Source organism: Streptomyces sp. NBC_01408, from assembly GCF_026340255.1.
Taxonomy (GTDB): domain Bacteria; phylum Actinomycetota; class Actinomycetes; order Streptomycetales; family Streptomycetaceae; genus Streptomyces.
Genome location: NZ_JAPEPJ010000001.1, coordinates 4,788,252 through 4,802,508, shown reverse-complemented (window position 1 = coordinate 4,802,508; position 14,257 = coordinate 4,788,252). Strand labels below are relative to the sequence as shown.

Here is a 14,257-nt window from a genome sequence, read left to right as displayed (position 1 = left end):
GCGCGGCCTTCTTCGTCTCCGTGCAGGGGCCGCCGTACGGGTCCGGTCGGATCCGGTCGGTTCTGGTCGGTTTCTATACCTCGCTGCCGCGCGGGCTGCGCGGCGCCGGGCTGTCCGGGAGGGCCAGCTCGATCTCCGCGCGCAGGTCCTCGATCCGCCCGTACCCGGCGTACTGGCCGGTGAGCCGGTACATCTCGCGGAGCCGGTCCCATGTCCGGTGCGAGGAGGTCTCGTTCATCGAGACCAGCGCGAGGCGGGCGTACCGGTCGGCCTGCTCCGGGTCGTCGGCGATGAAGCAGGCGGAGGCCATCGAGATGTAGTCGAAGATCTGCGAACGCTGGTAACCGTCACCGCGCAGCCGCAGCGCCTCCCTCGCGTGCCGCGCGGCGACGGGCGCCGCCGTGGCGTCGTGGTCGGCGAGCGTCCGGTACGCCAGGGCCTGCATGCCGTGCAGGTCCGCCTCGTCGAAGTGCTGCATCCAGCTCGGCGGCGGCACGTCGCCCTTGTCGGAGACGAACAGCTCCTCCGCCTCGCCCAGGGTGCGGCGCATGGCCTGGCCCTTGCCCATCGCCGCCTGCGCCCAGGCCTCGATGGTGTGCAGCATGGCGCGGGTGCGCGGCAGGGTCTGCTCGCCCGAGCCGGACTTGGCCAGCTTCATCAGGTCCAGGGCCTCGTTCGGTTTGCCGAGGTGGACCATCTGCCGGGCGGCCCGGGACAGCGCCTCGCCCGCGCGGGGCCGGTCGCCGCCCTCGCGGGCCGCGTGCGCGGCGATCACGAAGTACTTCTGTGCCGTCGGTTCGAGACCCACGTCGTGGGACATCCAGCCCGCCAGCACCGCCAGGTTGGCCGCCACCCCCCACAGCCGCCGCTGGAGGTGGTCGGGGTGGTGGTAGGCGAGCATGCCGCCCACCTCGTTGAGCTGGCCGACGACGGCCTTGCGCTGGAGTCCGCCGCCTCTGGCGGCGTCCCAGGCACGGAAGACGTCCACCGAGCGCTCCAGGGCTTCGATCTCCTGGGAGCCGATCGGGGCCGCCTCGTAGCGGTCGTAGCCCGCCGGGTCGGCCTGGAAGGAATCTCCGGGGCCCTGCGCCTCTCTGGCGCGGGAGGGGTCGGTGTGCAGCCAGTCGTACATGGCGTTGCTGAGGGCGGAGCCGGCTGTGAGCACGGCGCCCGCGCCCATCAGACCGCGACGGTTGAGCATGAGGTCCATTCCCGTGAATTCGGTGAGGACCGCGGCTGTGCGTTCGGGCGCCCAGGGCACTCCGTCGGGGTTCTCCTTCACCCCGTCCGGCTGCCGTTTGCTGGTGCGCCGCTGCCGTACGAACCCGAGGTCCTCGATGGTCACGACACGACCGAGCCGCTCGGTGAACAGTGCTGCCAGTACCGTGGGCACCGGTTCGCGCGGGGTCTCCCCCATGTCGATCCAGCGCCGCACCCGCGAGGTGTCGGTGGCCAGTTGGTGGTGACCCATGGCGGCCGCCTGCCGGTTGACCATCCTCGCCAGTTCGCCCTTCGACCAGCCGGCCAGGCCGAACAGGTCGTTCAAGCGGGTGTTTGGACCTTTGCTCACGTCAAGCCCCCAGGTTCTCGGCTGATTTGACAGTAGCCCCCCGTCAGATGCCGAGCGACTATTCGCCAGGCTTCGCCAGGGCACGCTCGATGGTCCGCCACCCACGGCCGGGTGTCAGGTAGGAATGCGCCTCCCCGACCCGGTCACCGGCGGAACTCCCCAGGGTGAAGTACGGGATCCGAGCGGGGCGGCGTACGAACTCGTCGGCGCACGAAGGGATCCGTAACGCCATGTACGCATCAACATCCTCCGTGTCCGCACCGGTCCGGCCGCACCGCACGCTCCAGGCGGGCGGCGGCCCCTACCTCGAACCCGGCCGCCCGGCGGCCCCGGCGCAGGGCGCCGTACGGGCACGGCGGATGCCGGGCACCGGATCACAGCCGCTCAGCGGAAGAATCGACTTCTCCGGACCGCAGGGTGCGCAGCTGCGCACCGCGCTCGCCTCGGTGCAGCGGATCTGTCCGGAGTTCGCCCCGGTCCAGGTCCTGCGGCGCAGCGGCCGCTCGGTCCTCCTGGTGGGGACGACCGGTCGGATGACCGCCGTCGCGAAGGTATTACTGGATCACTCGCCGGAGTGGCGCGAGCGGTACCGGCACGAAATAGCGGCATACCGGGCGTTCGTCCGGCACCGCCCGCCGGTCCGGGTACCGCGGCTGATCGCCGCCGACCCGGAGAACTGCACCCTGGTGGTCGAGCGGATGGCCGGCCGGGTGGCGGCGCTCCAGAGGCACCCGGTCGAGGCCCCGCCGCGGGTCGACCTGCGGGCGGCCCTGGGCGCGGTCTGCCGGGTCAACCAGTGGCGTCCGCCGGGCGAGCTGTTCGGGACCCCGCTGAACTACTCGCGCCGGATCGTCCGTGACTACGAACTGGGCCTGCTGACCGACCGCGACCTGGGCGACCTGCAGAAGCTGCTGCACGGCGTCAAGCTGTCGGGCACGGCGCTGCAGTTCAACCACGGTGACGCGCTGCTGTCGAACCTGCTGCTGTCCCCCGCCGGGCCGGTCCTGCTCGACTGGGAGCACGCGGGCTGGTACCTGCCGGGCTACGACCTGGCCACGCTGTGGACGGTCCTGGGCGACGCCCCGGCCGCCCGCAGCCAGATCAGCCGCCTCGCCCAGTCGGCCGGTCCGGCCGCCCGGGACGCCTTCCTGGTCAACCTGATGCTGGTGCTGACCCGGGAGATCCGGATGTCCGAAACGGCGGTGCAGCGCTCGATGCACGCGACCGCCCCGACCCAGCCCCTTCCCGCGGGCGCGCTGTCCTCGGGCGAGGAGCAGCGGCTGCTGCTGCGCCGCCTGCACGACGACGCGGGAATGGCCCGCGGAGCCATCCGCGCGGCGGTCGGCACCCGCTGACCTCCGCCGGGTGATCCCCTACCCCCATGGTTGCCGAGCCCCGGGTCACCCACCCGGGGCTCGGCAGTGTGCGCGTCCGGGCGGTCGCGCGGCGGTATGCCTTGACATCACATGATCCCCCGAACACCTTCCATTCCTGACGTGTCATCAGGATCCCTCGGCCGTCATTCCCTTGCCTCCACACACCGCCTGGAGACCGCCCATGACGTCCTCCCTTCCCTCCCGCCGCAGTGTCCTGGCCGGGACCGGTGCCGGGGTGCTCGCCGCCACCGTGCTGCCCGCCGGGACCGCCGCGGCCGCCGCCCAGGACGGGCCCCCGCTCGGCGAGTACGACGTCGTCGTGGTCGGCTCCGGTGCGGCCGGAATGACCGCCGCGCTCACCGCAGCCCGGCGCGGCCTGAGCGTGGTCGTGGTCGAGAAGGCTCCCACCTTCGGCGGATCGGCGGCGCGCTCGGGGGCCGGGATCTGGCTGCCGAACAATTCGGTGATCCTCGGCGCGGGCGTCCCCGACACCCCGCAGAAGGCGACGGAGTACCTCGCGGCCGTGGTGGGGGACGAAGTGCCGGCCGACCGGCAGGCCGCGTTCCTGGCCGACGGGCCGCGGATGCTCGACTTCGTGATGGCCAACAGCCCGCTCAGGTTCCGCTTCATGGAGGGGTACAGCGACTACTACCCCGACCTGCCCGGCGGGCTGCCGAACGGCCGGTCCATCGAACCGGACCAGATCGACGGCCACGTCCTCGGCGCCGAACTCGCCCGCCTGAACCCGGCGTACATGCCCGTCCCGGCCGGGATGGTGGTGTTCAGCCAGGACTACAAGTGGCTGAACCTGGCGGCGGTGAGCGCCAAGGGGCTCGCCGTGTCCACCGAATGCCTGGCCCGGGGCACGAAGGCCGCCCTGCGCGGGGAGAAGCCGCTGACCATGGGCCAGGCCCTGGCGGCCGGGCTGCGCGCAGGTTTGCAGCGGGCGGGGGTACCGGTGTGGCTGAACAGCCCGCTGGTGGACCTGGTCGAGGAGGGCGGCGCCGTGACGGGGGTCGTGGTGGAGAAGGAGGGCGTACGGGGAACCGTACGGGCCCGGCGCGGCGTGGTCGTCGGCTCGGGCGGCTTCGAGCACAACGCGCAGATGCGGGCGCAGTACCAGCAGCAGCCGATCGGCACCCAGTGGTCGGTGGGTGCGAAGGAGAACACCGGGGACGGGATCAGGGCCGGTCAGCGGGCCGGGGCGGCGCTGGCGCTGATGGAGGACGCGTGGTGGGGGCCGTCGATCCCGCTGCCCGCGGAGCCGTACTTCTGTCTCGCCGAACGGACCCTGCCGGGCGGCCTGATCGTGAACCGCAACGGCGCGAGGTTCGTCAACGAGGCGGCCCCGTACAGCGATGTGGTGCACGTGATGTACGAGAAGGACCGGGGCGCGGTCGGCTCGCACATCCCCGCGTGGCTGATCGTGGATCAGAATTACCGTAACAAGTACCTGTTCAAGGACATCCTGCCGACGCTCGTCTTCCCCGACTCCTGGTACGAGGCGGGCGCGGCGAAGAAGGCGTGGACCTGGGACGCGCTGGCGGGCCAGATCGGGGTTCCGGCGGCGGCGCTGCGCGCGACGCTGAACCGCTTCAACGCGCAGGCGTGGCACGGGACCGACACCGACTTCCACCGCGGAGACACGGCGTACGACCACTACTACACGGACCCGAACGTGCAGCCGAACTCGTGCCTGGCACCCATCTGGGCGCCGCCGTTCTACGCGTTCAAGATCGTGCCGGGGGATCTGGGCACGAAGGGCGGCATCGTCACGGACGCGCGGGCCCGGGCCCTGCGGCCGGACGGCTCGGTGATCCGGGGCCTGTACGCGGCCGGCAACGCGAGCGCGGCGGTGATGGGCCACAGCTACGCGGGGGCCGGGTCGACGATCGGCCCCGCGATGACGTTCGGCTACGTGGCGGCCAACGCCATCGCGGACGCGTGACGTCGCAGGGCGCGCACGGTGCCGGTGGTGCGCACGGTGCGCGCGGTGCCGGTGATCAGCCCTGCTGGAAGAGCTCGGCGGGGAGCGGCTTCAGGAGCGCGTAGAGGTCATCGGTGATCGGTCGGTCCCAGCTGGCGATGGTGACCAGCACGTTGTCGCTGCGGTCGAACTGGACGCAGGAGATGCGGGACTCCGACAGCTTGATCTTCCGGACGATGAGGAGGTTGTCGCCCTGCATGACGGGGCAGTCCTCGGCGCCGGTGACCTCGACGTCCTCGTCGTTCTCCAGGGCGTCGAGGAGCTGGGCCACCTCGAAGGGGATCTGCCCGTCGGAGAGGTCCCGGGCGGGGGAACCCTCGGGGAGGTTCCCGATGATCATCGCGGGGCCGCGTCCGCCGAACAGGTCGTAGCGGAGGAAGACACCCTGGCAGCTGCCGTCGGGCGCGGGCAGCAGCCCGGCCCCGAGATTGCCCGGCCAGTCCCCCGGGTCCATGGCCAGGACGTCGAAGTCCGGGCCGGCGGGTGTGGCGGCGCGGTGGCGGCGGAGGAAGGACATGCCGCCATGGTACGTGGCCGGGCGCAGTTTTCCGGCCCGGGGCCCCTCATCCGGCTCCGCCGCCGGCCGGGTCCCGGCGGGGCTGCCGCCGGGGTCCGCGGGTCAGACGGGTGGGACCAGCATGAAGTAGTGCGGCAGCAGACCGGTGTCGCCGGAGACCCGCAGGGCCGTGGGCGGGAGCCGGTGCCAGAGGAAGAGGGCCAGGTCCGAGGCCGTCCCGGCGGCCTCGACGTCCACCGGGGCGGTGGGATCGGGGTCCGTCAGAACCTCGTCCCCGGCGAAGGCGACCGTCCATGATTGCGGGCCGTCCGTACGCCGGAAGCGGTACCGCTCCCCCGTGCCCGGCGGCGTCACCCGCCAGGACCGCCGGGCCGGGGCCATCACCTCGAAGGTCTGGGCCACGGCGTCGGCGGCCAGCGCGGGGGCCAGCGGGCCCGCCTCCCCCGTCACGGATGCGGCGTCCCAGCGGTGGAGTGCCAGCTCGATCGTCTGCATCCGCAGCCAGAAACCCGAGGTCTGCTCCGGCGCCCAGGTCCACACGGGCGCCTCGGGCCCGAGCTCGCGGAACAGGGCCGCCAGCTCTCCCGCGCCCCGCGCGAACCACTCCGTCAGCTCCTCGGGCACCGGTCCCCGGTTCGGTGCCCGGTCGGGCGCCGGCCAGGCGGCCCGTACCCGCGGGTCGGCGGGGAGTCCGTAGAGGGAGAGGTCGGTGGCGTCCGGGGCCCCGGTCAGGCGTTCGCGCAGGATGTGGCCGACGTAGCGGTGCACGCTCCCCAGGTGCCCGACGAGGTCGGAGACCGACCAGCCGGGGCACGAGGGGACCAGCGGCGTCTCTCCGCCCGGTTCGAGCGCGCGGCGGACGGCCTGGTCGAAGGCGGCGGCCTCGCTCCTGAAGTGTGAGAGCCGGGTCATGTGGTCCATGGGGATCACTCTGCGCGGGTGCGGCGGCGACCTCTCATCCTGAGCCGCGGGCGGAGCCCGCCAGAGCGGCGGGCAGCCCGGGGCGGTCCGTGCCGAGCTTGCGGCAGGCCGCGGACAGTTCCCAGTCCGGTTCGGCCGCGCCGGCCGGGGACGGGGCGCGCTCGGCCCGGTCCACCCGGTCGGCCCGGTCGGCGAGCTCCGCCGCGGCCGCCCGCTCCGCCGCACGGAGCTCCTCCGCCGTGAGCCCGTCCTTCCAGGAGGACCGGCACGGCAGGCCGCCGCCCAGCCCCAGCAGGGCATCGGCCGCCTCCGCCTCCAGGGCGTCCGCGCCGCATTCCCGGGCCGTCACCACGGCCCGTTCCAGCAGCTCCGCGTCCCGCAGCGTGGCGCCCAGCGCGGCCTGTGCGCGGGCCAGTTCGTACCCCGCCGGGGAGGCTGCCAGCAGGGCCACCGCCTCCCGGAGCAGTTCCACCCGGTCCTCGGGCGCCGCGACCTCCGCCGCCACGCGCAGGGCCTGGCCGATGCCCGAGGCGGTGCCGAAGGCCCGGGCCCGCCGGACCGCGTCACCGGCCAGGGCCCGGGCGCGGTCCGGGTCCTGCGCCGACACCGCGCGGGCCAGGTGCTGCTGCCACGGGCACCACGCCGGGTTCTGGATGCCGCGCGGGGTCAGCCGCCGGTCCACCGCCTCCAGTTCGGCGGTGGCGCCCTTGGTGTCGCCGCGGGCCAGCAGCAGTTCGGCGTAGACGGTCTGCGAGTCCGGGAAGACCACGGCCGCCGGGAAGGGCGCCCGGTACTCGTGCTCCTGGGCCAGCTCCCAGGCCTCGTCGGCCCGTCCCCGCGCCAGCAGGGTCGTGACGAGGATGGCTATGGCGTACCAGTGCACGGGCGTACGGCGGCCCACGCGCTCGGCGAGCCGCAGCCCGGCCCGGGCCAGTTCCTCGGCCTCCACGAGCCGCCCGCGCCGGTAGCGGACGTACGCGCGCAGGCTGTACGCGAAGGAGAGGTGGGCGCCGCGCCAGCCCTGCCGCTCGAACTCGGCGGTGCCCGCGTGGAACAGCTGCTCCGCCCGCCACGGCCGGTCGGCGTACATGTGGGCCATCGCGGTGAGCACCGGGACCTCGAAGCCGCGGTCCTCGTGGGCCCAGCTGAAGACCTGCCGCAGGGTCCGCCCGGCGTGGTGCAGGACCACTTCGACCGGTTCGCCTCGCAGGCAGGCGTCCCAGGCGCGCAGGCCGATGATGTACCGCTCGGTGAGGTCGCGGCCGGTCAGCCGGTCGGCGAGCCTGGCCAGCCTGCGGGAGCGGGCCGGGGAGTCGGGCTCGGCGGCGTTGAAGGCGTCCCACATGAACTGCTCGGACTGGAGCCGCAGCCGGGCGCGGACGTCCGCTGTGTACGGGATCTCCCGCGCCAGTGCTTCGGAGGCCTCGGCGAGGTGGTCGCTGTGCGCGAGGACCTGGGCGAGCCGTATGACGATGCCCTGGCGCAGCGCCGGGTCCTCGACCGGTTCGGCGAGGGCGGCGCGCAGGTGGTTGACGGTGTTGGCGGGTTCGGTGAGCAGGGAGGCGCAGCCGAGTTCGTACAGGACGGCCGCGCGTTCGTCGAAGTCCGGGGGTTCGCGCAGGGCGCGGGCGAGCTGGCGGCGGGCGGCCTCGGGGGCACCGGCCCGGAGGTTCTCGGCGGCGGCCTCGCGCAGGGTGCGTACCACCCACGGGTCGTTCTCGGGGTGGGTCTCCAGGAGGTGGCGGGCCGCGGCGGAGGAGCCGAGTCCGGCGTCGACGACGGCCACGGCGGCCTTGCCGTGCAGGGCCACGCGCAGGGCGTCGGGGATGGAGCGGTAGAGGGCGGTGGCGATGAGGGGGTGGACGAACTCCAGCCCGGCCTCGGGTTCTTCCGCCGCGTCCGGCCCGGTGGCGGCGCCGGCCGCTCCCGCGGCGGCCAGGATGCGGGCGTCCCGCAGCCTCCCGGTGGCGTCGGCGGCCTCCTCGGTGCCGAGGGCGGCGACCCGGGCGGCGAGTTCCCGCGGGATGGCGGTGCCGAGGACGGCGCAGGCCCAGGCGAAGCGGACGGTGGAGGGGCCGAGGCGGTCGAGGCGGGCGACGAGGCCGCTGCCGCGCTGGGCGGCGGCGAGGTCGCGCAGGAGCGGGGCGCTCGCGGAGACCGGGGCGAGGGCCTTGTCCCGGACCTTGGCGGTGAGTTCGACGGCTTCGAAGGGGTTGCCGGTGGTGACGGACCAGAGCTCGTGGCAGAAGGCGTCCTCGGCGTGCTCGCCGAGCGCCTCCCGGACCAGGGCGGCGACGGCGGCGGGGGTGAGCGGCGCGAGGGGCAGCGGGCGCTGTCCCGCCCGGCCGGGCAGCGTACGGAAGGCGTCGGCGTGCGCGGGCAGTTCGTCGGGGCGGTAGGCGACGACGAGGAGCAGCGGGAGGTGTTCGGTGCGCGGGGTGAAGGCGGCGAGCCAGCCGAGGGATTCGGGGTCGGCCCAGTGGGCGTCGTCGAGGACGAGGGTGACGGGGGCCCTTTTGACGACGAGGTGGGTCAGGACCCAGTCGAGTCCGTCGCGCAGGCCCTGGGGGTCGGGCGGGGCGCCCTGTTCGGGGGCGCAGAGCCCGAGGGCCGGGCCGACGATGGTGTACCAGCCGCCGAGTGCGGCGCGCAGTTCCACCTCGGAGGTGCCGGCGAGCTGGGGCTGGATGAGCTGGCGGGCGACGTGGAAGGGCTGGCTCTGCTCCTGTTCGCCGCCGCGGGCGGCGAGGACGGTGCAGGAGCGGGTGTGGGCGCGTCGGCGCACTTCCGCGAGCAGGGTGGTCTTGCCGAGGCCGGCAGGGCCGGAGAAGGCGAGCAGCGCACCGCCGGAGTCGGGTCCCGGGCCGCTGAGCTGGTCCAGGGCCTCGTCCACGGTGGCGAGTTCGGCCTCGCGTTCGATCATCGTGCGGTGTCTGCGGGCACGGTGTTCCGTCATGGCTGGTACCCCCCAGGCCTGTTCAGAGGATCAGCGTACGCCCGCGCGCACCAGGAGGGATCCCGGTACGGGGAATGCATCCGATCTTCTGTGCGGGACCCGTTCCGGGGTGTAGGGGCGGGGGTGGGGCAGGGAGTTGCGAGGGGGTTGCGGGAAGGGGGTCAGTCCTGCGCGGAGCGTTCCGCGAGGCCCTCCAGGACGGCGACGGCCTCGGCGGCCCGGTCGGCGGCCACGAAGAGGTGGTCGTGGTGGTAGCCGGCGATGACGTTGCAGCTCAGTCCGTGTGCGCCGAGTTCCGTGGCGAAGGCGGCGGTGAGGCCCACGGCGTCGAGGGCGGAGTGGATCCGCAGGGTGATCCAGCCGGCGGTGTAGTCGTAGGCGAGACCGGCCGCGTCGGCGTCCTCCTGGCGCAGGACCAGGGTGAGCCCCTCGGCTTCCAGGACGGTGGCGACGGGGGCGGTCCCCGGCGGGACCGTCGTACCGGGGACGGTGCAGAACACGTACCGTCCCTCGTGCAGCTCGGGCCGCATGCCGCTCAGCAGTTTCCGCAGGTCGCTCTCTCCGCTCATGCGGCCACCCTAACGCCGGTCCCTGTAGAGCCGCCGGTGCCACCAGGCGTACGGACTGCCGCTCCAGTCGGCCCGGTGCGCGGCGGCCGGATCGGGGTCGGGGAAGGTGCGGCGGCGGAACTCCTCGTCCAGCAGGCGCAGTACGCGGCCCAGCGCGCGCCGGGCGTCCGGCGGCAGGGCCCGGTAGTGGTCGGCCAGCTCGTCCCGGACGACGGCGACGTCGTCCAGCGCGCAGCCGGGGCAGGCCGGGCACCCCGAGGGGACCAGCCACAGCCGGCGGCCGGGGGTGCGCAGGAAGCGCCGGTACATGCTCAGCAGGCCCGCGACGTCTCCGGCGCGGGCGCCCAGGGTCCGGTGGACCCCCGCGCTCGCGGCGGGAGACAGCCGGTCCACGGGCGGCATTGCCCACGCCCAGGCAGGTGGTCTGCTGCGTTCGGAGGTTGCTCGTGCGGCGCGCAGCGCGCCGGGCCGCTTACGCGGCATCGCCCTTTCGGCGGATGATCACCATGCGGCCCATGCTGCCCGGGCTCCGGGCGCGCGGCAAGGGATGTGCGGGGCGCGGCTGCCGGGCGGGCGGCAGGTCGCATGGGCTCAGCGGGCGGCGGGTCGGCACGGGCCCGGCGCGGCCAACTGGCGGGCCCGGCTGCGGCCGTACGTACCGGCGGCCACCGGGGCGGCGGCTCCCCGCCCCGGTGGTGCGCCGCGCACCCGGCTACGTCAGGTCGAACTCCCCGCCCCGGGCGTCCAGGACGAACTTGTTCCATTCGTCCGGCGCGAAGATGAGCGAAGGGCTTTCGGGGCGCTCGCTGTTGCGCATGGCGACGAACCCCTCGACGAAGGCGATCTGGACGTCACCCGCTCCCCCGCTGCTCGACCGCCAGTCCGCCTCGGTGAGATCGAGGTCCGGCTTGCCCCAGCCAGCGAGGGGCTGTGAAGTCATGCTCTCGGCCACGTGCGTGCTCCTCCCGGTACGTCGTCCGGGGGCCAGGTTAACCACCGCAGCGGGTGCCGCACAGGCCACTGTGAGTCACCCGTGACCGGTCCGGCACCCCGCCCGCACGCCCCGCCGTGTTCAGGAGGCGGGCGGTTCGGCTCCCACCAGCCACATCGCGAAGAACTGCGCGCCGCCGCCGTACGCGTGCCCCAGGGCGCGGCGGGCGCCCGGAACCTGGTGCTCCCCGGCCTGGCCGCGGACCTGGAGGGCCGCCTCGGCGAAGCGGATCATGCCGGAGGCGCCGATGGGGTTGGTGGACAGGACCCCGCCCGACGGGTTCACGGGAAGGTCCCCGTCGAGTTCGGTGACCCCGGCCTCCGTGAGCTTCCAGCCCTCCCCCTCCGCCGCGAAGCCGAGGTTCTCCAGCCACATCGGCTCGTACCAGGAGAACGGCACGTACATCTCCACCGCGTCGATCTCCCGCCGCGGGTCGGTGATCCCGGCCTGCCGGTAGACGTCGGCCGCGCAGTCCTTGCCGGCCTGCGGGGAGACGAAGTCCTTGCCCGCGAAGAGGGTGGGCTCGCTGCGCATCGCCCCTCCGTGCACCCACGCCGGCGGCCTCGGCGAACGGGCCGCGCCCGCCCGGTCGGTGAGGATCATGGCGCAGGCGCCGTCCGAGGAGGGGCAGGTCTCGGAGTACCTGATCGGGTCCCACAGCATCGGCGATGCCTGGACCTTCTCCAGGGTGAGGTCGTGCTCGTGCAGGTGGGCGTACGGGTTCTTCAGCGCGTTGCGCCGGTCCTTGTACGCGACCAGCGAGCCCACCGTGTCGGGCGCGCCGGTGCGTCGCATGTACGCGCGCACGTGCGGGGCGAAGAAGCCGCCCGCGCCGGCGAGCAGCGGCTGCTGGAAGGGGACGGGGAGGGAGAGCCCCCACATGGCGTTGGACTCGGACTGTTTCTCGAAGGCGAGGGTGAGGACGGTGCGGTGGACGCGGGCCGCGACCAGGTTGGAGGCGACCAGGGCGGTGGACCCGCCGACCGAACCGGCCGTGTGCACGCGGAGCATGGGCTTGCCGACCGCGCCGAGCGCGTCCGCCAGGTACAGCTCCGGCATCATCACGCCCTCGAAGAAGTCGGGGGCCTTGCCGATGACGACCGCGTCGATGTCCGCCCAGGTCAGTCCGGCGTCGGCGAGGGCGCGCACCGCCGCCTCCCGGACCAGTCCGGCGATGGAGACGTCGTGGCGGGCGGCGACGTGCTTGGTCTGGCCGATGCCGATGACGGCGACCGGCTCCTTGCCCGAGGTGCTCATGCTCGGTCCCCTTCCAGGACGGCGACCAGGTTCTGCTGGAGGCAGGGGCCTGAGGTGGCGTGGGCAACGGCCCGGTCCGACTCGCCTCGGTGGATCCGGGCGGCGGCCTCGCCGATCCGGATCAGGCCCGCGGCCATGACGGGGTTGGCGGCGAGCGCGCCGCCGGAGGGGTTGACCGCCACGTCCTCGCCGAGGCCGAGGGCCTTGCGGAGCACGACCTCCTGGGAGGAGAACGGCGCGTGCAGTTCCGCCGTGTCGACGGGGGCTTCGAAGAATCCGGCGCGCTCGGCGGCGGTCCGGGTGGACGGGGAGTCGGTGAGGTCGCGCAGGCCGAGGCCGTGCGCCTCGATGCGGTGGTCGATGCCGGTGATCCAGGCGGGGCGCCCGCACAGCCGCCGGGCGGTGTCCCCGGCGGCGAGGATCACGGCCGCGGCGCCGTCGCCGACGGGCGGGCAGTCCCCGGTGCGCAGCGGCGCCACCTGGTAGTCGCCCTGCGGGACGGCGCCGGTGAGCTGGGCGTGCGGGTTGGCCTCGGCGGCGGTCCGGCTGCGGGCGCCGATGGCGGCCAGGGCGCTCTCGTCGGTCTCGCCCGCGTCGATCAGGGCCTGGGCCTGGAGGGCGGCCAGGGCCACCGAGTCGGGCCAGAGCGGGGCGAGGTAGTACGGGTCGAGCTGGCGGGTCAGTACGTCGCGTACCGACCCCGGGGAGGACTTCCCGTACGAATAGACGAGCGCGGTGTCGGCCTCACCGGTCTGGATCTTGACCCAGGCCTCGTAGAGGGCCCAGGCGCCGTCCATCTCGACGTGCGACTCGGAGATCGGCGGCCAGGCGCCGACCCCGTCGAGGGTCATGGTGAAGGAGAAGGCCCGGCCCGCGAGGTAGTCGCTGGAGCCGGAGCAGGTGAAGCCGATCTCCTTGGCCTTCAGCCCGGTCTGCGCCAGCACCTGGTGGAGCACCGGCATGACCATCTCGACTTCGCTGAGCTCGTCGGTGTGGCGCAGGTGGTCGCTCTGCGCGAAGGCGACGACGGCCACGTCGCGTGCGTACCTGTGCGTCGGCGGCATCAGATGAGCTCCTTGTACGCGTCGTAGTCCGCGTCCGGCTCGCCGGTGGGACGGTAGTGGTCGGGGTATCGGCCGCCTTCGGTCCAGACGGGTTCGACGCGCAGGCCCATGCGGACCTGGTCGTAGGGGATGCCGCCGATCCGGCCGTGCAGGGCGAGCCCGGCGCCGTCGAGGGCGATGTGGGCGTAGACGTAGGGGACCTCGATGTCGAGGTTGCGGGCCTTGATGTTGACGATGCAGTACGTGGTGACCGTGCCGGCCGGGCCGACCTCGACCTGGTCGGTGGTGGCGACCCCGCAGGTGGGGCAGGCGCCGCGCGGGGGGACGTACACCTTGTGGCAGGAGGGGCAGCGCTCGCCCACGGTCTTCCGCTCGGACAGGCCTTTGATGTAGGCGGTCTGGGCGCGGCCGGGGCTGTAGGTGTAGTCCAGGCGGGCCTCGGCGACGATGCCGGTGACGGCGTCCGCGAAGACGCCGTCGTGCGGGGTGCCGTGGCCGGCGGCCGGGCCGTCGTAGGGCTCGAAGCAGGCGATGTCGGTGATGGCCCCGGACCATTCGGCGGCCCATCGCACCCGCACCCGCATGCCCGTGCGCACGGATTCGGGCCCGGGGACGTCGAGGGCGTGCAGGAGGGCGGTGTCCGCGCCGTCGAGCCGGACCAGTACCCAGGCGAAGGGGGTGCCGAGGGGCTGGTGGGGGCGGGGCCGGCCGTTCCAGGCCCAGGTGGTGACGGTACCGGTGGCACCGACCTCGACGAGCTCGCGGATCTCCTCGGCGGTGACGGGGTCGTACTCGGCGGGCGGGACCATCACCTTCCCGTCGGAGGTCCTGACCCCGAGCACGACGCCCTCGCGCAGGCCGGTCAGAAAGGCACTCTGCACGGGCCCGAGGGACCGGGTGAAGGGAAACTCGACGACGAGGGGCGCCCGAAGCACTTCGGGCGGGGACGCGGCGGCTGTCATGAGCGGCTCTCCGATGTTCAGAACGGGAAGGGGTAACAAGGTCTGCGTGGGGCCAGATCCAGCCCCACCGACGTCCGAAGCACGGGG

General features: G+C 73.7%; 12 protein-coding genes. 2 read left to right on the top strand and 10 right to left on the bottom strand.

Features of this window, described 5'->3' with window-relative positions:
• Positions 1–73 precede the first annotated feature (73 nt).
• Positions 74–1,570, bottom strand: coding sequence for a hypothetical protein (locus OG447_RS21825; RefSeq protein WP_266938538.1), 1,497 nt, complete (start codon positions 1,568–1,570; stop codon positions 74–76).
• Positions 1,571–1,800: 230 nt separating this feature from the next.
• On the opposite strand from OG447_RS21825, the gene OG447_RS21820 reads away from it, so the two are divergent.
• On the top strand, positions 1,801–2,925 hold the full coding sequence (locus OG447_RS21820; RefSeq protein ID WP_266938537.1) for an aminoglycoside phosphotransferase family protein: 1,125 nt from the start codon (positions 1,801–1,803) through the stop codon (positions 2,923–2,925).
• A gap of 202 nt (positions 2,926–3,127) precedes the next feature.
• Positions 3,128–4,894, top strand: a complete 1,767-nt coding sequence (kstD, locus tag OG447_RS21815) for a 3-oxosteroid 1-dehydrogenase (RefSeq protein ID WP_266938536.1) — start codon at positions 3,128–3,130, stop codon at positions 4,892–4,894.
• Positions 4,895–4,949: 55 nt separating this feature from the next.
• Here kstD and OG447_RS21810 read toward each other — a convergent pair whose 3' ends face one another.
• The 9 genes from OG447_RS21810 to OG447_RS21770 form a co-directional block, all read right to left on the bottom strand.
• The gene (locus OG447_RS21810; protein WP_031151070.1) at positions 4,950–5,450 is read right to left on the bottom strand and encodes a hypothetical protein; all 501 of its coding nucleotides are present in this window, start codon (positions 5,448–5,450) and stop codon (positions 4,950–4,952) included.
• A gap of 102 nt (positions 5,451–5,552) precedes the next feature.
• A complete protein-coding gene (locus tag OG447_RS21805; protein WP_266938535.1) occupies positions 5,553–6,371 on the bottom strand; it encodes a maleylpyruvate isomerase family mycothiol-dependent enzyme in 819 nt (272 codons plus the stop codon).
• A gap of 34 nt (positions 6,372–6,405) precedes the next feature.
• Positions 6,406–9,327 carry an AAA family ATPase gene (locus tag OG447_RS21800; protein WP_266938534.1) on the bottom strand — a complete coding sequence of 974 codons (2,922 nt, stop codon included), beginning with the start codon at positions 9,325–9,327 and terminating at the stop codon, positions 6,406–6,408.
• Positions 9,328–9,488: 161 nt separating this feature from the next.
• Entirely contained in the window at positions 9,489–9,896 is a 408-nt protein-coding gene (locus OG447_RS21795) for an ACT domain-containing protein (protein ID WP_266938533.1), read from the bottom strand.
• 9 nt (positions 9,897–9,905) lie between these two features.
• Positions 9,906–10,289: a hypothetical protein gene (locus OG447_RS21790; protein ID WP_266938531.1), complete on the bottom strand. Its 384-nt coding sequence runs from the start codon at positions 10,287–10,289 to the stop codon at positions 9,906–9,908.
• 319 nt (positions 10,290–10,608) lie between these two features.
• Positions 10,609–10,848: a DUF397 domain-containing protein gene (locus OG447_RS21785; protein ID WP_266938530.1), complete on the bottom strand. Its 240-nt coding sequence runs from the start codon at positions 10,846–10,848 to the stop codon at positions 10,609–10,611.
• Between the two features lie 120 nt (positions 10,849–10,968).
• Positions 10,969–12,144 (bottom strand): thiolase domain-containing protein, encoded by a 1,176-nt coding sequence (locus tag OG447_RS21780; RefSeq protein WP_266938529.1) that lies wholly within the window; start codon positions 12,142–12,144, stop codon positions 10,969–10,971.
• Positions 12,141–13,208, bottom strand: coding sequence for a thiolase domain-containing protein (locus OG447_RS21775; protein ID WP_266938527.1), 1,068 nt, complete (start codon positions 13,206–13,208; stop codon positions 12,141–12,143). Before OG447_RS21775 ends, OG447_RS21780 begins: the two co-directional genes overlap by 4 nt.
• Positions 13,208–14,170, bottom strand: coding sequence for a Zn-ribbon domain-containing OB-fold protein (locus OG447_RS21770; protein WP_266938526.1), 963 nt, complete (start codon positions 14,168–14,170; stop codon positions 13,208–13,210). Before OG447_RS21770 ends, OG447_RS21775 begins: the two co-directional genes overlap by 1 nt.
• Between the last annotated feature and the right edge of the window lie 87 nt (positions 14,171–14,257).